14 protein-coding genes are annotated in these 19,513 nt (G+C 72.6%); 7 read left to right on the top strand and 7 right to left on the bottom strand.

Annotated features, from left to right (window positions below):
• The first annotated feature begins 60 nt into the window (after window positions 1–60).
• The 6 genes from ABT154_RS22005 to ABT154_RS21980 all read left to right on the top strand — a co-directional run bounded on the left by ABT154_RS22005 (window position 61) and on the right by ABT154_RS21980 (window position 7,952).
• Window positions 61–936, top strand: coding sequence for a branched-chain amino acid ABC transporter permease (locus ABT154_RS22005; RefSeq protein ID WP_351858523.1), 876 nt, complete (start codon window positions 61–63; stop codon window positions 934–936).
• Window positions 897–2,138: an ABC transporter substrate-binding protein gene (locus ABT154_RS22000; RefSeq protein WP_351858522.1), complete on the top strand. Its 1,242-nt coding sequence runs from the start codon at window positions 897–899 to the stop codon at window positions 2,136–2,138. The genes ABT154_RS22005 and ABT154_RS22000 overlap by 40 nt, the downstream gene beginning before the upstream one ends.
• Window positions 2,135–4,015: a branched-chain amino acid ABC transporter ATP-binding protein/permease gene (locus ABT154_RS21995; protein WP_351858521.1), complete on the top strand. Its 1,881-nt coding sequence runs from the start codon at window positions 2,135–2,137 to the stop codon at window positions 4,013–4,015. Before ABT154_RS22000 ends, ABT154_RS21995 begins: the two co-directional genes overlap by 4 nt.
• A complete protein-coding gene (locus ABT154_RS21990) occupies window positions 4,015–4,701 on the top strand; it encodes an ATP-binding cassette domain-containing protein (protein WP_317878725.1) in 687 nt (228 codons plus the stop codon). The genes ABT154_RS21995 and ABT154_RS21990 overlap by 1 nt, the downstream gene beginning before the upstream one ends.
• 84 nt (window positions 4,702–4,785) lie before the next feature.
• Entirely contained in the window at window positions 4,786–6,213 is a 1,428-nt protein-coding gene (locus ABT154_RS21985; RefSeq protein WP_351858520.1) for an amidase, read from the top strand.
• A 110-nt stretch (window positions 6,214–6,323) separates the two neighbouring features.
• Entirely contained in the window at window positions 6,324–7,952 is a 1,629-nt protein-coding gene (locus ABT154_RS21980; protein ID WP_351858519.1) for a flavin monoamine oxidase family protein, read from the top strand.
• Between the two features lie 64 nt (window positions 7,953–8,016).
• Here ABT154_RS21980 and ABT154_RS21975 read toward each other — a convergent pair whose 3' ends face one another.
• The 7 genes from ABT154_RS21975 to ABT154_RS21945 form a co-directional block, all read right to left on the bottom strand.
• Window positions 8,017–8,676, bottom strand: coding sequence for an HAD family hydrolase (locus ABT154_RS21975; protein ID WP_351858518.1), 660 nt, complete (start codon window positions 8,674–8,676; stop codon window positions 8,017–8,019).
• Window positions 8,677–8,687: 11 nt separating this feature from the next.
• Window positions 8,688–10,442, bottom strand: a complete 1,755-nt coding sequence (locus ABT154_RS21970; RefSeq protein ID WP_351858517.1) for a glycoside hydrolase family 35 protein — start codon at window positions 10,440–10,442, stop codon at window positions 8,688–8,690.
• Between the two features lie 146 nt (window positions 10,443–10,588).
• Entirely contained in the window at window positions 10,589–12,532 is a 1,944-nt protein-coding gene (locus ABT154_RS21965) for a glycoside hydrolase family 5 protein (protein ID WP_351858516.1), read from the bottom strand.
• Window positions 12,533–12,657: 125 nt separating this feature from the next.
• Window positions 12,658–13,503, bottom strand: coding sequence for a carbohydrate ABC transporter permease (locus tag ABT154_RS21960; protein ID WP_351858515.1), 846 nt, complete (start codon window positions 13,501–13,503; stop codon window positions 12,658–12,660).
• A gap of 7 nt (window positions 13,504–13,510) precedes the next feature.
• Window positions 13,511–14,380: a carbohydrate ABC transporter permease gene (locus ABT154_RS21955; protein WP_351858514.1), complete on the bottom strand. Its 870-nt coding sequence runs from the start codon at window positions 14,378–14,380 to the stop codon at window positions 13,511–13,513.
• 179 nt (window positions 14,381–14,559) lie between these two features.
• The gene (locus ABT154_RS21950) at window positions 14,560–15,843 is read right to left on the bottom strand and encodes an ABC transporter substrate-binding protein (RefSeq protein ID WP_351858513.1); all 1,284 of its coding nucleotides are present in this window, start codon (window positions 15,841–15,843) and stop codon (window positions 14,560–14,562) included.
• Between the two features lie 121 nt (window positions 15,844–15,964).
• A complete protein-coding gene (locus tag ABT154_RS21945; protein WP_351858512.1) occupies window positions 15,965–17,155 on the bottom strand; it encodes an ROK family protein in 1,191 nt (396 codons plus the stop codon).
• 177 nt (window positions 17,156–17,332) lie between these two features.
• On the opposite strand from ABT154_RS21945, the gene ABT154_RS21940 reads away from it, so the two are divergent.
• Complete coding sequence (locus ABT154_RS21940; RefSeq protein WP_351858511.1) at window positions 17,333–19,459, top strand: alpha-galactosidase; 2,127 nt, start codon at window positions 17,333–17,335, stop codon at window positions 19,457–19,459.
• The last annotated feature ends 54 nt before the right edge of the window (window positions 19,460–19,513 follow it).

Here is a 19,513-nt window from a genome sequence, read left to right as displayed (position 1 = left end):
CGGGATTGCCAGATGCTCGCAGAGTCCCCGCCGACCCCGGAAGCACAGAGGCGATAACAGGTGGATGTACTTCTGGCAATTCTCGGCCAGTTCGGCCTATATGGGCTGCTCACCGTCGGTATCGCGGTGATCTTCGCGGCGACCCGCGTCGTCAATCTGGCCCAGGGCGACCTCGCCATGGCCGGCGCCTACGTCGCCGCCACCGTCACCGCGGCCCCCTTCGGCGTGCGCACCCTGATCGCGCTCGCGGTCGGTGCCCCGCTGCTGCTGCTCATGGAGCGGCTGCTGCTGCGGGGGGCCGTCCTCGACGGCCTGTCGTCGATGCTCGTCACCTGGGGTCTGGGCATGGCCCTGCGTCAGGGTGCCGAGCTGCTGTTCACCGGCACCTCGCGGACGGTCGCCGTCCCCGTGGAGGGCACCGTGTCCGTCCTCGGCACCCCGTACCCCGCGTACCGGCTGGTGTGCGCGCTGACGGCGACCGCGGTCGTCTGTCTGGTGCTCGTCCTCGCCCGGCGGACCGGCTGGGGCCTGACCCTGCGTGCCGTCGCCGACAACCCGGACATGGCGGCGGTGCTCGGCACCGATCCGCGCCGGCTGCGGACCGCCGCGTTCACCGTCGGCGGCCTGCTCGCGGTCCTGGCGGGCGTCCTCTACAGCCCGGTCCTCGCCGTCAACCCCAGCATGGGTTTCGGTCTTCTCGTCCCCGTCTTCTTCGGCCTCCTGCTCAGCCGCCCGGGCGCCCTCGGCACCGCCGCCGGCGCCGCCCTGTTCGTCTCCGCGCTGTCGGTGCTGCTGCGCACCTGGCTCTCCGACACCCTCGCCGAAGCCCTGTTCTACGCCGTCGTCGTCGCGATCGCCGCCCTGCGCTCGCGTCCTTGGATCGGAAGGTTCTCCGCATGGTTCCGTCGTACTCCCGCGCCTCTCGGCGCGGCCTGATGCGCGCGCCCCGGGCGGCGGCGCTCGCCCTGACCGGCGCCCTCGTCCTCGTTCCCTCGCTCACCGGATGTCAGGGGGCCGCCGTCTCCGACGACGCCCCGGCCGCGAACGGTCCGGTACGGATCGGGGTGATCGTGCCGCTGACCGGCCCGGTCTCCCAGGTCGGCACGGCGCTCCGCGACGGCCTCGAACTGGCCGTCAAGAAGGTGAACGCCGACGGCGGGATCGGCGGCCGGCCCGTCGAGTACGTCGTGGTCGACGACGCGGGCGACCCGGCCAACTCCACCCAGCTCGCCCGCCGGCTGGTCCGGCAGGACAAGGTGACGATGCTGTTCGGCACGATCACCGGCGACACGGCGGAGGCCGTCGGCCGGGTCGCCGACGAGGCCAAGGTGCCCTTCGGCACCGCGATCCTCGGCGACACCGAGCACTGCTTCCCGTACCAGTGGGGCTTCGGCGAGTCGACCCGGCAGATGCTGACCCCCGCCGTGCCCGCGCTGATCGCGAAGTACGGCAAGAAGGTCGCGGTCGTCGGCTCCGACTACAACTACCCGCGCTTCTACGCGGGCATCGCGGAGAAGCTCGTGAAGGACGCGGGCGGCACGACCGTCGCCTCCGAGTTCAGCCCGCTGGGCCAGACCGACTGGCAGCCCGTGATCAAGCGGATCGGCTCGGCCGACCCCGACCTCGTGCTCTCCATGGTCGTCGGCGCGGACGCCGTGACGTTCAGCAAGCAGGCGCAGCAGTTCGGCCTGCTCACTCCGCGCCTCGGCTACGAGGGCGCGCCGCTGGACGCCGACTTCTATCCGGCGCTCGCCCCGCTGGTCGAGGGCCGCACCCACACGGTCCGCTGGAGCGACGGTCTGGAAGACACCGAGAGCCGCGCGTTCACGGCCTCCTTCCGGTCCGCATACGGCTGGAAGGCTCCGATCCCCGAGGTCGCGGGCAACGCCTACTTCGGTGTCCGTTTCTTCCTGGGCGCCGCGGCGAAGGCCGGCACGACCGACCCGCAGGCCGTCAACAAGGCGATCGGTGAGTTCCGCTACGACAGCCCGCTGGGCAAGGGGACCCGGTTCCACCCGGCGAACCACGTCCTCCAGGCCGACATGCAGGACGTCACCATCGGCGCCGGCGGTGCCTACAAGGTGACGAAGACCCACCCGATGGTCGCCGACGAGACCCCGAAGAAGGGCTGCTCGTGACCACCTCCACCGTGCCTCCCGCGGTGCCTCCCTCCGGCGCGGGGTCCGGCTCCCCGTCCGCCGCTCCCTTCGTCCCGTCCGGGGCGAAGGGAGCGGCGGGGGCCGGGGCCCGGGGCGAGCGGCTGCGGCGGATCCTGCGGGTCGTGCTGCCCGCCGCGACCGTCGCGGGCCTGCTGGCCGCTCCCTTCGGCCTCGACGCCTTCGCCCTCGCCACGTTCACCCTGGGCCTGTGCCACGGCCTCTTCGCGTACGGCCTCGATCTGAGCTGGGGCCGGGCCGGGCTGCTGAGCGTCGGACACGCCGCGTTCTTCGGTCTGGGCGCCTACGCGGTGGCCCTCGCCCAGGAGCACGAGCTGTCCGTGTCGCTGACGGTCCCGGCGGCGGTCCTCGCCGCGGTGGCCATCGCGATCCCCGTCGTCCGGGTGGGGCTCGCCGCCCCCGTGCCCGACGCGCCGCTGATCCTGCTCACGATCGGCGTCGGTCTGCTGCTCCAGCGGGCCGCGACCACGCTCACTCCGGTCACCGGCGGCACCAACGGCCTGTCCGTCTCCGGGACCGACGTGGTCACCTCGTACTACTTCACCCTCGGCGCCGTCGCCTGTGTGGTGGGCGTGTGCGCGCTGTTCCTCGTCCGCGGCCGGTTCGGCGCCCGTCTCATCGCGGCGGCCCGCAATCCGGAACGGGCCGCGCAGAGCGGTGTCGACGGGCCCTGGGTCCGCTCGGTCGCCTTCGGCGCGAGCGCCGCCGTCGCCGCCCTCGCGGGTGCGCTGTACGCCCCCGTCGCCGGGCTCGTCTCGCCGACGGTCTTCGGCCTCGGTCTGTCGACGTCGGTGCTGATCTGGCTGGCGCTCGGCGGGCGCGAGTCCACGGTGGGCCCGTTCCTCGGCGCCGTCGCCGTCACCCTGGGCCAGCAGTTCCTGGGCGCCACCTGGCAGGGCTGGTACGTGCTCGCGCTCGCCGCGCTGTTCCTGCTGGTCGTCCGGCTCGCGCCGGGCGGGCTCACGGCGGCCCCGCGCCGCCTGCTCGCCGGCCCCGGCCCGACGGTCCGTCTGCCGGTGTCGGCCCGGCGCACGGGCAGGGGACCCAAGCGCACCAACGACGCGGAGGGCAGCGCCGGAACCGGGGACGCCGAGTCCGCGCCCCCGCACTCCGGGGACGTGGAGTCCACGGGTACGGATGCCGGGGTCGACCCGCTCGTCCTCTCCGGCGTCCGCAAGGCCTTCGGTCCCGTGGAGGTGCTCTCCGGGGTGGACCTGACGGTCGCCCCCGGGCAGTGCGTGTGTCTGATCGGGCCGAACGGCGCCGGGAAGAGCACTCTGCTCAGCGTCGTCGCGGGTCAGCTCGCCTCGGACTTCGGCACCCTGCGGATCTTCGGCACCGACGCGGGCCGGTTGCCCGTCCACCGGCGGGTGCGGCTCGGGGTCGGCCGGATGTTCCAGATCCCCAGCGTCCTCGCCGAACTGTCCCCGGCCGACAACCTCGACCTCGCCCGAATGGACGCCCCGGTCACCGCCGAACTGCCCGCCGAGTTCGGCGACCTGGCCGAGGACCGGGTGCGGACCGCCGGCACCCTGCCGCTCGCCGACCGAAGACGACTGGAGCTCGCCATGGTGCTGGTCGCCGCACCCCGACTGATGCTGCTCGACGAACCCGCCGCCGGACTCGGCCCGGACGACGCCCGCCGGCTCACCCGGGAACTGCGCGAGGTCAACCGCCGTACCGGCTGCGCGATGCTCGTGGTCGAGCACGACATGGAGATCGTGCGGGAGCTCGCCGACGAGGTCGTGGTCCTCGCCGGCGGCGGGGTCCTCGCCCGCGGCCCGCTCGACACGGTGGCCGCCGACCCGGCGGTCCGCGCCGCCTACCTGGGGGCATGATGAGCCTCGAACTGACCGCGCTGGCCGGCGGGTACGGACAGGCCGCCGTCGTCCACCCGACCGACCTCACCGTACGGGCGGGCGAGGTCACCGCCCTCATCGGCCGCAACGGCGCGGGCAAGACCACCCTGCTCCGCACGGTCTTCGGTCTCGCCGACCGGCACGGCGGCACCGTCGTCCTGGACGGCCGGAAGCTGCCCCCGGGCCGACCGGACCTGCTAGCGGCGGCCGGAGGCACCCTGATGCCCGAGGACCGCGGGGTGTTCCCGTCCCTGACGGTCGCCGAGAACCTGCGGCTCGCCCGCCGCCGCGACTTCTCCCCCGCGGTGGACCCGTACGAGGTGTTCCCGCTGCTCACCGACCGGGCCGGACAGCTCTCCGGGAGCCTGTCCGGCGGGCAGAAGCAGCAACTGGGCATCGCGAGGGCGATGCTGGCCGGCCGCAGCCTCATCGCGGTGGACGAACTCACCCAGGGCCTCCAGCCGTCCGTGGTCACGGACGTCCTGGACGCGCTCGGCGCGATCGCCGAGGCCGGGGTCGCCGTCCTCCTCGTGGACCAGCACGCCGGAGCGCTCCTCGACCGCAGCCACCACGCGGTGGCGATGGAGGCCGGGCGGGTCGTGCTCGACGCGCCGAACGGTCCCGGCCTGCGCGACCGCCTCGACGAGATCCTCGCGGTCCGCTGAGCCCCCGGGCCCCTCTCCCACCTCCCCTGTCTCCCCCCCCCTTCTTTCCTCCCCCTCCGCACCCTTCCGCCTGGAGTCACCGTCATGGACCCCTTCTCCTCGGCCACCGATCTCGCGGCGGCCGTCCGTCGCCGCGAGTTGAGCCCCGTCGAGATCGTCGACACCTATCTCACCCGCATCACCCGTCACAACGACGAACTGGCCGCGTTCACCTGGATCGACGAGGAGGCCGTACGCGCCGCCGCCCGCCGTGCCGAACAGGCCGTCATGGACGCGGCCCGCGACGACCTGGCCGTCCTCCCCCCGTTCCACGGAGTCCCGGTCCCCGTCAAGGAACTGACCCAGGTCGAGGGCCAGCCCGCGACCTACGGCTCCTTCGGGGTCGACGACCGTCCCCGCGACCTCACCGAACCCGTGGTGAGCCGGCTCCTGGACGCCGGCTTCCTGCTGATGGGCCGCACCAACGCGCCCGACATGGGGCTCCTCTCGACCACGGACAACAGCCGGTTCGGCTCCACCCGCAACCCCTGGGACCCCGACCGCTCCTCCGGCGGCTCCAGCGGCGGCGCCGCGGCGGCCGTCGCGGCCGGGCTCGCCCCCGTCGCCCACGCCAACGACGGCGGCGGCTCGATCCGCATGCCGTCCTCCTCCTGCGGTGTCGTCGGGCTCAAGCCGGGCCGGGGCAGGGTCCCCCAGCACGTCCCGGGCTGGGAGCACGCCACCGTCGAGGGCGCCATCACCCGGACCGTCCGCGACGCCGCCGCGCTGCTCGACGTCATGTCCGTGCCCGACCGCCTCGCCATGTACCACGCGCCCGCGCCGGAACGGCCGTACGCCGACGAGCCGGGCCGCGACGGCGGCCGGCTGCGGATCGGGCTGCTGACCGAGGCGCCCACCGGCCTGCCCGTCGACCCCGAGTGCGTCGCGGCGGCCGAGCACACCGCCCGGCTGCTCACCTCCCTCGGCCACGAGGTCTTCCCCGCCTCGCCGTCCTTCTTCAGCGAGCGGGCCATCATCGGCTACACCCAGATCGTCCTGGACGCGGCGCTGTGGGCCGCCCCGTACGACCGCCCGGAACTGGCCGAGCCGCATCTGCGGTTCAGGATGGAGCGGGCCGCCGGCCGGCACTCCGGCGAGTACACCCGGGCGGCCACGCTGCTGGCCGAGGAGTCCCGCGCGGTCCGCGCGCAGTGGGGCCGGGACTTCGACCTGCTGCTGACCCCGACCATGGCCTGCCCGCCGCCGCCGGTGGACGCCCTGCTCAAGGAGGCCAACAGCGACCCGGGCGGCCCCCGTACCACCGAGACGCAGATGATCTCGTTCACCGCGATCTGCAACATCACGGGTCTGCCCGCCGTGAGCCTGCCCACCCACACCTCCGCGGACGGGCTGCCGATCGGCAGCCAGCTCGTCGCGGGTCCGTGGGACGAGGCCGCCCTGCTCCGGGTCGCGGCCGAGCTGGAGCTGATCGACGGCTGGCCGGACCGTCACCCCGCGCGCTTCGCCGGCTGACACCACCGCGAGCGCCCCTCTCGTCGGCGGTGGCATCCCGCCACCGCCGCTGCGGTTCCCCTCCCTCATGGAATCCCCAGGGAACCGTCCCCCCTTGGAAGGAGCCGTTCATGGCACGAACCGCACCGGCCCGCATGCTGCGCCGGATCGCCGCCGAGCACCTCTCCGCCCCGTCCCCGGCCGTCGGCGCCCCGCCCGCCGGCGGGCTCTCCCGCCGCACCCTGCTCGGCGGGCTCGCCGCGGGCGCGGGGCTCGCGGCCGTGACGACGGTCGGGGCCGCCCGCCCGGCCGCCGCCACCACACCGCCCGTGGTCGCCGTCATCGGCGCGGGCATCGCCGGTCTGACGACGGCCCTGCGCCTCGCCGACCACGGCATCGCCTGCACCGTCTACGAGGCCGACAGCCGCGTCGGCGGCCGGATGTTCTCCCAGCCGGCCGGGGCCTACTGGGCGGCCGGGCAGGTCTCCGAGTGGGGCGGCGAGCTCATCGACACCGGGCACGCCGTCATGCAGCAGCTGGCCCAGCGGTTCGGGCTGCCATTGGACGACCTGCGGGCCGCCGAGCCGGCCGGATCCACCGAGGTCTACCGCTTCGGCGGCGGCTACTACTCGTACGCCGCCGCGAGCAACGACTTCAAGGGGGTACGGACGGCGATCCAGCGCGACCTGGCCTCCTTCGAGTGGCCGGTCGCGTGGAACGCCGCGAACAGCCCCGGCGCGGTGGCGCTGTCGAACATGAGCGTCTACGACTGGATCGAGACGCGGGTGCCCGGCGGTCACGGCTCCCGCTTCGGGAAGCTGCTGGACGTCGCGTACACCACGGAGTTCGGTACCGACACCCTCTCGTCCTCGGCACTGGGCATCATCGGGATGCTCGGCTACCAGCCGGCGCCCAACACCTTCGCGCTGTACGGGGAGAGCGACACCCGCTACCACCTGCGGGGCGGCAACCAGCGGCTCCCGCAGGCCATCGCGGCCTCCCTGCCGGCCGGCACGGTCCGCCAGGGCTGGCGGCTGAGATCCGTGACGGCGGTGGCGGGCGGCCGGCAGCAGCTCACGTTCACCGCCGACGGCTGTACGCGGACGGTGACCGCCGACCACACCGTGCTGGCCCTCCCCGTCGGCGTCCTCCAGCGGCTCGACCTGTCCGCCGCCGGGTTCGACGCCCTCAAGCTGGGCCAGATCGGCGCGATGCGGATGGGCCGTAACGTCAAGATGTCGCTCCAGTTCGACGGCCGTCCGTGGAACGCGGCCGGACCGTGGGGCCTGGCCAGCGGCAGCACCATGACCGAGACCGGGTACCAGACCTCCTGGGACTCCAGCCGGGCCCAGCCCGGCGCGCAGGGCATCCTGACGGTGTACGCGGGCGGCCCCCACGCGGATGACTTCACCCCGTCCACGCCGTTCCGCACGGCGTCGGACCCGCTGGTCGCCCAGTACGCGCGGACGGCCCTCGCCCAGCTCGAACCGGTCTTCCCCGGTATCACGTCGTACTGGACGGGCCGGGCCACGCTGGCCGCCTGGCCGCTCAACCCGTACGCGTACGGCTCCTACGCGGCCCTGCCCACCGGGTACTCACATGTGTTCGGCGGCTACGAGGGCGTCCGGCAGGGCAACACCCACTTCGCCGGCGAGCACACCTCCGAGTACGCCCAGGGGTACATGGAGGGCGGCGCGCAGTCGGGGGTGCGCGCGGCGGACGAGGTCCTCACGGACCTGGGCATCGTACCGACGAGCTGACGGCCGCCCGATGACGAAGGCCGGGACCCCCTCGGGGGCCCCGGCCTTCATGCGTCCCTGTCTCTCACCGCGTGGCGGCCAGCCGTCGGAGCAGGGCGAGGTCCACGTCCAGCAGACTGCGCACGACGGTCCGGCGCGGTGCCGGGGGGACGGGGGTGAGCGAGGGTACGGCGACCACATGGCAGCCCGCGGCCTCGGCGGAGGCGACGCCGGTCGGGGTGTCCTCGACGGCGACGCACGAGCCGGGGTCGGTGCCGAGGGCGGTCAGCGCGGCCCGGTAGGGGTCGGGGAACGGCTTGGTGCGCGGGGTCTCGCCCGCGGCCACGGTGACCGTGAACCAGTGCCGCCCGAGGGTGTCGAGGACGGTGTCCACGACCGACCGGGGGGACGCGGACACCAGTGCCACCGGCACGCCCTCGATGCGGGCGGCGGCGAGGAGTTCCACGGCCCCGGGGAGGGGGACGACCTGCCGGCGGACGAGTTCGGCGAAGCGTCGTTCGAGGGCCTCGCCGAGCGTGGCCTGCTCCGCGCCGCCCGGGGCGCGGTCGGCGAGGTGCGCGGCGCAGTCCTCGACGGCGCGGCCGAGGACGTACGAGAGGTCCGCCTCCGTCAGGGCGAGCCCGAGGCGGACGGCCTCCTCCTCGACCGTTCGGCGCCAGAGCCGCTCGGTGTCGACGAGCGTGCCGTCCATGTCGAAGAGGACCGCCTGGAGTTCGGTGTGCACGGGGTGTTCCTTCACTCCTCGGTGGCGCCGAGGTCGGGTGTGTCGCGCAGGTGGACGTGGCGCGTGGCGGAGGCGTGGAGTTCGAGGACGGTGAGGTCGTTGGCTCCGGGCCTGAGCACGGGGGCGGGGACGTACAGGCTGGTCTGGGGACCTCGGGACCAGTAGCGGCCCAGGGGGAAGCCGTTGATCCAGGCGAGTCCCTTGGTCCAGCCGTCGAGGTGGAGGAAGGTGTCGGCGGGCTCGTCCACGGTGAACGTGCCCCGGTGGAAGGCCGGTCCCACCGTGGGCCGGGCGGCGTCGTGGGGCCGGTGGACGACGGCGTCCGGGTCGTCGAGGGGCAGGGCGCGGCTGTGCCAGACGTCCGGCGCCGTGCCGTTGACCGTGGTCCGTCCGAGGAGGCCCTTGCGGTCGCGGATCGCGGGTCCGTAGTTGACGCGGCCCTGGTTCTCGACCAGGACGGAGAGCCGGGCTCCGGGGCGGGGCACGGTGAAGGCGAGGGCGTGCTCGTGGTTCTCGCGTTCCAGGACGCCGACCGGTTGTCCGTCGACGAAGACCTGGGCGCGGTCGTGGACCCGCTCTGCGTGCAGGAGCACCGGGCCGGCGGTGGGCAGGTCGGTCTCGTGGAGGACGAATCCGAAGGGGTGGCCGAGTTCCTCCAGGGTCAGCGGCCGGTCGGCGGTGCTGGGCGCGCCGAGGGCGTCGGCCTGTTCGAGGAGGCCGGCGGTGTGGGTGAGTTCCACGGGTCCGTACGCGGCCTTGGGGGCGACGGCGAGCGGGAGTTCGGCGGGTACGGGTGCGTGGCGGGCGATGACCTCGCGGAACGCGGCGTACTTGGGGGTGGGGTCACCGGCCTCGTCGAGGAGGGCGTCGTAGTCGTAGGAGGTGACGGTGGGGCGGTAGGTGCCCTTGTCGTTGGCTCCGTTGGTGAAGCCGAAGTTGGTGCCGCCGTGGAACATGTAGATGTTGACGGAGGCGCCGGCGGCGAGGAGTTCGTCGAGCGAGGCGGCGGCGTCGGCCGGGTCGCGGCGGGCGTGGATGCCGCCCCAGCGGTCGAACCAGCCGATCCAGAACTCCCCGCACATGAGGGGGCCACGCGGCTGGTGCTCGCGCAGGGCGGCGAGGCCGGCGGCGGCGCGGCTGCCGAAGTTGGCGGTGGCGAGGACGCCGTCGAGGCCTCCCCTGGCGAGGTCGGAGGGCTGGTCGCAGGTGAAGAGGGGCACGTCGACGCCGTGGCGGCGCAGCATCGCGGCGAGTTCGGCCAGATAGGCGGTGTCGTCTCCGTGGGCGCCGTACTCGTTCTCGACCTGGACGGCGATGATCGGTCCGCCGTTGCTGCCGAGGTGGGGGCGGAGGGGCGGCAGGAGGGCGCCTAGGTACTCGTCGACGGCGGTCAGGTAGTGGGGGTCGCGGCTGCGCGGTACGAGGTCCTCGTCGGCGAGCAGCCAGGAGGGCAGTCCGCCGCCCTCCCATTCCGCGCAGATGTACGGGCCGGGCCTGAGGAGGACGTGGAGTCCTTCGGCGGCGGCGGTGTCGAGGAAGCGGGGCAGGTCGAGGCCGCCGTCGAGGTGGAACTCGCCTCTGCGGGGTGCGTGGGCGTTCCAGGGGACATAGGTCTCGACCGTGTTGAGGCCGAGCAGCCGTGCCTTGCGGAGACGGTCGGCCCACTGGTCCGGGTGGACGCGGAAGTAGTGCAGGGCGCCGGAGATGATCCGGAACGGGCGGTCGTCTAGACGGAAGCCGTCGTCGGCGATCTCCAGTCGGGACATGGGGGTGGTGCTCCTAGGGGCGGATCGGTGGGTTCCGTCGGGGGCGTGCGGGGATTTCGAGGGATTCGGGGAGATTCGGGGGGGGGAGAGAGGACGTGCCGGTCAGGCCGCCGGGTGGCGGTCTGACCGGCACGACGGGTCAGGCTCTAGGCGAGCGGGCGGCACAGGAGCGCGTCGGGGACGCCGCCGTGGTTCCACTTCCAGGTGTACGCGACACCGGCGATGTACTCGCCGTCGCCGCACTGGCCCTTGTAGTAGCCCGGCGCCCAGTCACTGGCGGTCGAGCCGCCGGTGGCGGGCCGGTTGTCGCCGCTGTTGAACCAGAGCACGCGGCCGTTGGTGGGCAGGGAGGCCGTGGCGGGCGCGCACAGCAGGGCCCACATGGCGTTGGAGCGCACGCTGTAGCCGACCGCGAAGGTGCGGTCGGGGCACTGGAGCTTGTTGTAACCGCTCGCCCAGTCGCCCCCGGTGACGTACCGCTCGTCGGTCACGACGGTCCAGGGGCCGGCCGCCTTGGCCGGCTGGCCGGCGTCGGTGCACAGTCCTCGGCTGTCGCTGCGGGCGATGCCGACCAGTCGCTGGGTGTCCGGGCAGTTGGCCTTGCGGTTGCCCGGGGACCAGTCCGGCTTCGCCAGCATGGTGGCGGAGACGTTGTAGTCGGCGTGGTCGAGGTCGAGCATGTTCCAGCGGGAGACCTGGGCGACGGGGCCGGTCCTGCCGGTGGTCACGAGCCGGTTCCAGTCGTCGGCGCGCCAGTCGCCGCCGTCCTGGATGCCCTGGCGGGAGCCGTTGGCGCCGTATCCGATGAGGGCCCAGTTGTCCATCTGGGCGCCGGAGGCGTCGGTCCAGCCGACGAGGGGCCAGATCGCGAAGTCGGTGTCGTTGGCGACGAGGATGTCGGTGAAGCGGTGGAACCAGGTCTGTTCCTTGGTGTCGTTCGAGCCGCGGCCCGCCGCGCCGAACTCACTGATCCAGACCGGGGCGGTGAAGTGCTGGCCGTCCCGGGTGACGAAGAGCGCCTCGTTGCCGACCACCTGGGCGAGCTGCTCGGGGGTGAAGTCCTCGTAGCGGGGGTCACTGGTGGAGCCGGGGCCGCTGCCCGCGCCGGTGTTGGCGGGGCCGGTGTAGCCGTAGAAGTGGGCGGCGTACACGAGCTTGTCCGACCGGATGAGGGTGTGGGAGAGGTTGGCCACCGGCTTCAGCTGGGGGCGGCCGTGCTCCACGCCGTCGAGCGGGATGCCCGACCAGTTGATGCCCTCCATGATGATGAGCATGTCCGGGTCGGCCTGGAGGATCTTGTTCCCGGCCTCCTCGTACGCGGCGTAGAGGTCGTGGTCGTCGTACCAGCCCCAGTTGGGGTTGTCCCACGTGTCGCGGCGGACCTCGTTGCGCAGGTCGGTGCCGACGACGCGCTTGTTCGCCTTGTAGCGGTTCGTCAGGAACACCCAGTCGTCCACCCACTGCTGGGTGCTCTGGCTGCTGTTCCAGCGCTCGTTGCCGTCGAGTCCGCAGCAGAAGCGGGAGGTGGTGGTGTGGTTGTTGAGGATCACCGCGAAGCCGTCGGCGGTGAGGGCGGCGATGGCCGCGTCGAGGACCTGGAGGGGGGTCTTCCCCTTGAGCTGGGGGTTGGCGGCGACGGACGCGTCCGGCACGGGGGTGGTGTTGTGGACGAGGGCGTTGGAGAACGGCAGCCGGATGCTGTTGAGGCCGAGCCGGTGGAAGTCGGCCATGATCTCGGCCATCGGGACCCGGTCGAGGCCGAGCGGCATGTCGTGGGCGTTGATGGTGTGGGCGTGGTTGGCGTCGTCGTTGCTGTCGCCGCTGCCGTTCCAGGTGCCCTGGGCACCTTCCCAGTTCCCCGACTTCAGCTTGAAGCGGTTGCCGTCGGCGTCGACGATCCAGCGGCCCCGGGTGCTGAGCGGTGCCGTCCAGGACGCGGCGAGCTGCGGCCCGGTCAGGGGGACGGGGGGCGCCACCGACTCGGCCGCTGCGGCCTGGAAGGGGGTGGCGGCGGCGGGGGTGCCGATGAGCAGCGCGGACAGTACGGCCAGGGCCGAGGTCGCGCGTCGGAGCAGTGTGCGAGGTGGCACGGTGTCTCCTTGCTGTGGAGGGGGGATGAGCCTGTTCTCGTGGTGCGGACCGGTGGAGCGGCGTGCGGGCGTGGGGGCCGGCCGCGGGGCCGTGGGCTCGCGCCCCGGCCCCGGGCTGCTCGGGGTCAGCCCTTGAGGCCGCTGGTGGCGATGCCTTCGACGATGTAGCGCTGGGCGACGAGGAACATGACGACCAGGGGGGTGATGGTCACGACGGCGCCGGCGAACAGTCCCGGGAGGTTGATCGTCTGCGCGGTGAGGAAGGTGGACAGCGCGATCTGCGCGGTCCAGGCGGAGGGATCCTGGCCGATGACCAGGGGCCACAGGAAGGAGTTCCAGCTGTCGATGAAGGACAGCGCGCCGAGCGAGGCCAGCATCGCCCCGGAGCTCGGCAGGGCGATCCTGCGGTACAGGCCGAACCAGCCGAGGCCGTCGAGCCGTCCGGCCTCCTCGATCTCGGTCGGGAACTGCAGGTAGAAGTTGCGGAACAGCAGGACCGCGAAGGGGTTGAACAGGCCGGGCACGATGATGCCCCAGAGCGTGTTGACGCCTCCCATGGAGCCGACGACGACGAAGGTCGGCACGAAGGTGACCGAGCCGGGGATCATCAGGGTCGCCACCACCAGGGCCAGCAGGACGCCTCGTCCGGGGACGGGGATCCGGGCGAGGGCGTAGCCGGCGGCGGAGGCGAGCAGGGTGGAGACGGGGGCGGTGATGCCGGCGATCAGCAGCGAGTTGCCGAGGGCCCGGCCCATGGAGACGGCGGGGTCGCCGAACAGCTCGGTGAAGTTCTCGAAGTGCATGGTGGAGGGCCACCACGTCCACTCCGGAGCGGTCAGGCTCCGGGAGTCCATGAGCGAGTTGCGCAGCATCAGGTAGAAGGGCGCGAGGAAGGCCGTCATGAGCAGGCCGATGAACAGGCCGCGGGTGAGGAGGCGGCCGGCTCGGGACAGTCCGGGCAGGGTGGTCATGCGCGTATCACTCTCCGCTCCTGCCGAATCCGGTGAACCGTCCCTGTACCAGGGTCACTCCGACGATGACGGCGGTGAGCAGGAAGGCTCCGGCGGAGCCGAGGCCGTAGTTCTGGCTGCCCATCGCGGTGTTGTAGAGGTGGACCAGTGGGGTCTGTACGGGGGCGGTGCCGGCTCCGGAGAGCCCGATGCTGAACAGGTTGTAGAACTCGTCGAAGGCCTGGAAGGCGGCGATGAAGAGCAGCATCAGCACGGCGACGGAGGTGTTCCGCAGCATCGGCAGGGTGATCCTGGTCAGCAGTCGCAGTCCGGTGGCGCCGTCGAGCGCGGCGGCCTCGTTGACCTCTCGGGGGATGGCCTGGAGGCCGGCGAGGAAGAGCACCATGTAGAAGCCGACCTGGAGCCAGAGGCGCAGGGTGATGAGGACGACCCAGTAGAGCGGCGGCGATGTGGACTGCAGCCAGGCCACGGGCTCCGCTCCGAACCATCCGCCGATCGTGTTGGCGATGCCCGCCGGCAGACCGTTGAACAGCGACATCTTCCACAGCAGGGACGCGGCGACGTACGAGACGGCGGCCGGGATGAGGAAGGTGGTGCGCAGCAGGGCCCGGCCCCGCCGGACCCGGTGCACGAGCAGGGCGAGTCCGAGGGAGGCGGCGAAGGTGACCGGCACGATGAAGGCGGTGAACACCAGGATCTGGATCAGGGAACCCCGGAAGGCCTCGTCGGCGAGGAGTGCCCGGTAGTTCTCCAGTCCGACCCAGTTGCCGAGGGCGATGGTGCCGCGTGCGTCGCTGAGGCTGAGCAGGAAGCTCCAGCCGATCGCGACGTACTTGAAGATGCCGAGTCCGATCAGGGTCGGCGCCGTCAGCACCACGAAGGCGGTCCATCCGGACCGTCCGACGCGGGGGCGCGCCGGGTGGGCCCCGCCGGAGCGGGACCGGCCGGGGCGGGTCCGGCCCGCGTGTGTTCCGGCGTCGTCGGGGGACCCGCCGGCGTGTGGCGGACCGGAGTCCGCCGCCCTCCCGGGCTTCTGTGTCATGTCGGTCACCGGGTTCACGCGCCGCGCTGCTTGTCTATCTCGCCCTGGGCCTTCTTGACGGCGTCCGCGAGGAGGCCGGCCGGGTCGCCCTCACCGGCGACGATCTTCGCCGCGGCGGCGTTGAAGGTGCTGCTCACGGCGGTGTCCCAGGTGCCCGGGTAGTGCTTCCCGTACTTCTGGGAGAGCACCACGGACTCCTTGGCCGCGCCGGAGGAGAGCTTCTTCGCGGTGGCCGCCACGGAGGCGCGCGGCGGGACGTGGAAGCCGTAGCTCTCGGCGAAGTCCTTCTGCAGGTCGGACTGCTGGACCCAGAGCCACTGGACGAACTTCTTGGCCGCCTCCATGTTCTTGCCCTTGGCGTTGACGCAGCTGGTCCAGCCGCCGACGCGGACGACGGGGGACGCGCCGGTCTTGAAGGCGGGCCAGGGCACCACACCGAAGTCGTCGCCGAGGGCCTCGCTGATGGCGGGCATCGCCCAGAGGCCGCACCACTGCATCGGGACGACGCCCTGGGTGAAGGCGGAGGGGTCACCCCAGTCCGTGGTGAAGCCGAGCAGCAGCGACTTGTCGTCGTGCAGGCGCTTCAGGCCGGTCAGCGCTTCGAGCGCCTGGGCCGAGCCGAACGCGACCTTGCCGTCGGGGGTCACGAGGTCGCCGCCGTTGGAGAAGACGGCGAGGGTCCCGGTGTCGCCGAGGCCGTCGTTGCCGACGAAGAGGCCCTTGCTCTTCTTGGTGCTCAGGGCCTTCGCCGCGGCGACGAGCTCGTCGAAGGTGGTGGGCGGCTTGATCCCGGCCTTCGACAGGACGCTCTTGCGGTAGTAGAGCATCATGACGTCGTCGATCATCTTGACGCCGTAGAGCTTGCCGTTGACGCCGACCGATTCGACGGCGTTCTTGTTGAAGTCGCTCTTGGCGCTGCCGTACACGTCGTCGATCGCGGCGATCTGGCCCCGGCGGGCGAGGTTCTCGTTGAAGTCGCCGATCTCGAAGACGTCGGGGGCGGCCGCGGTGAGCAGGGTCGCGTTGAGCTTGCTCGAGTAGTCGCCGGGGACCCAGGTCACCTTGACGGCGATGTCGGGGTTGGCCTTGGTGAAGGCGGTGGCGTAGCGGAGCACGGCCTGCTGGGTGCCGGCCTCGCCGTAGGCGTGGTACCAGACGTTGAGGGTGGTCTTCGCCCCGGAGCCGGAGCCGCCGTTGGGGTCGGTGCTGCAGGCGGTGCTCAGGACGCTTCCGGCGGCGACGAGCAGAGATCCCGTGAGGAATCCTCGTCGGCTAAGCTCGGTTCTGCGTGCGCTCATGTCCCGTCCTTCTGTGAGGGTGTGTGCTGGGCGGATGTGCTACCTGGCCGGGCGCCTTCGTCAGTGCTTGCCGGCAGAGGAGGGCGACGGCCAGGGAGTCGTACGTGACGGCTGCGGGGATTCAGCCGGCGCCGACCGTGGGAGTGGCCGCGTACTGCGGGAAGAGTGCCTGGATGGCCACGGCCGCGCCGCCGCGGGCCCACTCCTCCCAGGGGAGCGGTCGGAGCGACAGCGGGCAGCGGGCCGCGGTGCCGAAGACCTGTGCGGCGTAAGCGTCCTGGATGTGACGGCCGACCAGGTCGTAGGCGTCGACCCCTTCACCGCTGACGACGACCCGTTCGGGGCCGACGACGTTGACCAGTGCGGCGATGCCGGCCCCGATCGCGTTCCCGGCTCGGGCGAAGGCCTCGCGCGCCGCCTCGTGGCCGTCGCGGGCCATCCGGACGACCTCGTCGAACGTGAGGTTCTCGTCCGCCGTGGCGCGGCGGACGGAGGCGAGGATCGCGTCGGTCGAGGCGATCGCCTCCACACAGCCGCGGGCCCCGCACCGGCAGCGAGGACCGGTCGGGTCGACGCAGATGTGCCCGACCTCGCCGGCGACTCCGTAGGCGCCCCTGAGCAGGCGCCCGTTGACGACGAGGGCGGATCCGATACCGGCGCCGATGGTGACCAGCGCGAAGTATCCGGTGCCGATGCCTTCGCCGAACCAGTGTTCGGCGACGGTGAGGGCCCGGACGTCGTTCTCGACGGTGACCGACAGACCGGTGGCGGTGGTGAGCAGTTCGGCGAGCGGTACGTCCCGCCAGCCGAGGAGTCCTGAGTGGCGGAGCCGTCCGCCGTCGCGGTCCACGTCCCCGTTGACCGCGACACCGAGGTGACGCGTACGGTCCCGGAAAGCCGGTCCGCTGTCAAGGAGTTCGTCGACGAGCTCGGCGACGAGGGCGGTGACGGCCTCGGGGGTGCACGCGCCGAGGGGGCGTACGGCCGTGGCCCGGACGCCTGCCCGCAGGTCGCACACGGCGCCGAAGAGCTGGTCGACGCTGATCTTCAGCCCGATGAAGTACTCCCGGTCGGGATCGACCGCGAGCGGGTTGACCGGCCGGCCCGCACCGGGTGCGGTGCGTTCCGGCGGCAGTTCGTACAGGTAGCCGTCGTCGATGAGGGGCCTGGCGGCCTTGGTGACGGCGGTCGATGAGAGTCCCGTGCGCCGCGCCAGTTCCACTCGGCTGAGCGGTCCTTCGGCGAGGAGCAGGGCGAGCACCGCGGTCTCGGCGGGTGCGGTGACCAAGGGCTGCGGGGGAGGTCGAAACACGCTAGAAACGTAGAGCAAATAAATAACTTCTTCCAGTATTGATTTCCGAGTTGGGCTCGCCCTACGCTCAAGGCCGCCTCCGTGCCCACTCCGGGACGCCTCCGTCACGGCGCCTTCTTCGCGTCATACGGCCCTGGAACCACGCCTGTTACTCCACCGCCGTCAGGGGACCCATCCGTGCTCGCCACGCTCCCGTCCGTCACCTTCGATCCCGAACTCGGCCTCGCGGTCCTGCGTACCCCGAACAGCCTGTACGCGCTGCGCGTCGGCTCCGACGGCAGCCCCCGGCACCTGTACTGGGGGGCGCCGCTCGACGCGCCCGCCCTCGCCGCGCTCCCCGAAGCGGTCTCCCCCGCCGACAGCAGCTTCGAGGCCGACGCCGCCCCGGACGAACTCGCGCCGCAGACCGGCGCGCGCTTCGGTCCCGCCGGACTCCAGATCCGCTTCGCCGACGGCACCCGCGGCGCCCAGTGGCGCTTCGCCGGCCACACCCTCGACGACGGCGAACTCCGGCTGGTCCTTGAGGACCGGCAACGCCCCCTGCGGGCCGAACTCCACTACCGCGTAAGGCCCGACTCGGACGTCGTGGAGCGCTGGACGGTACTGACCCACACCGGGGAGGCGGACGGCCCCGCGGACCCGGTCACCGTCGACCGGCTGGACTCGGCGTCCTGGACCGCTCCCCCGCTGGCCGACTACCGGCTCAGCCATCTGGTCGGCGGCTGGAACAGCGAGTTCCAGCTCCGGCGCGACCGACTGCCGGTCGCCGAGACCGTGTTGACGAGTCGGCGCGGGATCACCGGGCACCACGCGAACCCCTGGCTGGCGATCGACGACGGCACCGCGGCCGAGGACCGGGGCGAGGTGTGGAGCACCGCACTCGCCTGGAGCGGGAGTTGGCGCGTCACGGTCCACCGCGACCCGGTCGACCGTACCGTCTGGACCGGTGGCTTCGGCCACGAGGGGATCAGCTGGACGCTGGGACCCGGCCAGAGCCTGCGCACCCCGGTGTACGCGGGCCTGTACTCCCCCGACGGCTTCGGCGGGGCCAGTCGCACCTGGCACCGGTACGTACGCGGGCACGTGCTGCCGGAGCCCGAGCGGGACCGGCCGGTGCTCTACAACTCCTGGGAGGCAACCGGGTTCGACGTCGACGAGGCCGGGCAGATCCGGCTCGCGCACCTGGCCGCCCGCGTCGGCGCCGAACTCTTCGTCCTGGACGACGGCTGGTTCGGCACCCGCCGGGACGACCGCTCCGGACTCGGCGACTGGACCCCCCGCCCGGAGGCCTTCCCGAACGGGCTGCGTCCGCTCGCCGACGAGGTGCACCGCCTGGGCATGGACTTCGGGCTCTGGGTGGAGCCGGAGATGGTCAACCCCGACAGCGAGCTGTACCGGTCCCACCCGGACTGGGTCCTGAACTCCCCCCGGCTCGACGCGACAGAGCTGCGCAACCAGCTCGTGCTGAACTTCGCCCGGCCCGAGGTCGAGGAGTGGGCGCTGAAGACCCTGGACTGTCTGGTCGCCGACCATGACGTCGACTGGCTCAAGTGGGACGCCAACCGGGCCTTCACCGAGGCCGGCTGGGAGGGCCACCCCGACCCCGACCGCCTGTGGATCGACCACACCCGGGCCGTCCACCGCATCATGGACCGGCTCCGCGCCGCGCATCCCGGTCTGCGCATCGAGGCCTGCGCGGGGGGCGGCGGGCGCGTCGACCTCGGCATACTCGCCCGTACCGACCAGGCCTGGACCTCGGACAACACCGACCCGGTCGACCGGATCGGCATCCAGGACGGCTTCAGCCAGCTCTTCCCCGCACAGGCCATGGCCGCCTGGGTCACCGACAGCCCCAACATCGCCACCGGCCGCCGGACTCCGCTGCGCTTCCGCTTCCACGTCTCCATGGCCGGGGCGCTGGGACTCGGCGGGGACCTCACCTCCTGGTCCGACGAGGAGCTCGCGGAGACCGCCGAACTCGTCGCCCTCTACAAGCAGATCCGCCCGCTCGTCCAGCGCGGACACCAGTACCGTGTCACCCCGCCGGGACCGGTGACCGCCGTCCACTACGCGGCGCCCGACGACAGCGACCACGCGGTCCTCGTCTGGCGCCCCGCGACCCGCTTCGGCCACCGCCCCGCCCCGGTGCGGCTGCCGGCCCTCGACCCGGAGGCGCACTACCTCGACCTGGATCTCGACCGGGTGCACAGCGGAGCGGTCCTGGTCCGGCAGGGCATCGACCCGCGGCTTCCCTCCGGCGACTACGCCAGCAGCCTGATCCGGCTCCGCCGCGTCGCTCCCTGAGCGGGACGCCCGCCCACGGGTGTGCGGGGCCGGGCCACCGGCCGCCGCACACCT

Origin of the sequence: Streptomyces sp. NPDC001728 (genome assembly GCF_040297565.1) — a bacterium.
GTDB lineage: Bacteria > Actinomycetota > Actinomycetes > Streptomycetales > Streptomycetaceae > Streptomyces.
Note: the sequence above shows the minus strand (reverse complement) of the source record. Positions and strands in the feature narration are given on the sequence as shown.

Coding starts and splice junctions, on each gene's coding strand:
- ABT154_RS22000 (WP_351858522.1), top strand. CDS start 897: ATGGTTCCGTCGTACTCCCGCGCCTCTCGGCGCGGCCTGATGCGCGCG.
- ABT154_RS21990 (WP_317878725.1), top strand. CDS start 4,015: ATGAGCCTCGAACTGACCGCGCTGGCCGGCGGGTACGGACAGGCCGCC.
- ABT154_RS21985 (WP_351858520.1), top strand. CDS start 4,786: ATGGACCCCTTCTCCTCGGCCACCGATCTCGCGGCGGCCGTCCGTCGC.
- ABT154_RS21980 (WP_351858519.1), top strand. CDS start 6,324: ATGGCACGAACCGCACCGGCCCGCATGCTGCGCCGGATCGCCGCCGAG.
- ABT154_RS21970 (WP_351858517.1), bottom strand. CDS start 10,442: ATGTCCCGACTGGAGATCGCCGACGACGGCTTCCGTCTAGACGACCGC.
- ABT154_RS21960 (WP_351858515.1), bottom strand. CDS start 13,503: ATGACCACCCTGCCCGGACTGTCCCGAGCCGGCCGCCTCCTCACCCGC.
- ABT154_RS21950 (WP_351858513.1), bottom strand. CDS start 15,843: ATGAGCGCACGCAGAACCGAGCTTAGCCGACGAGGATTCCTCACGGGA.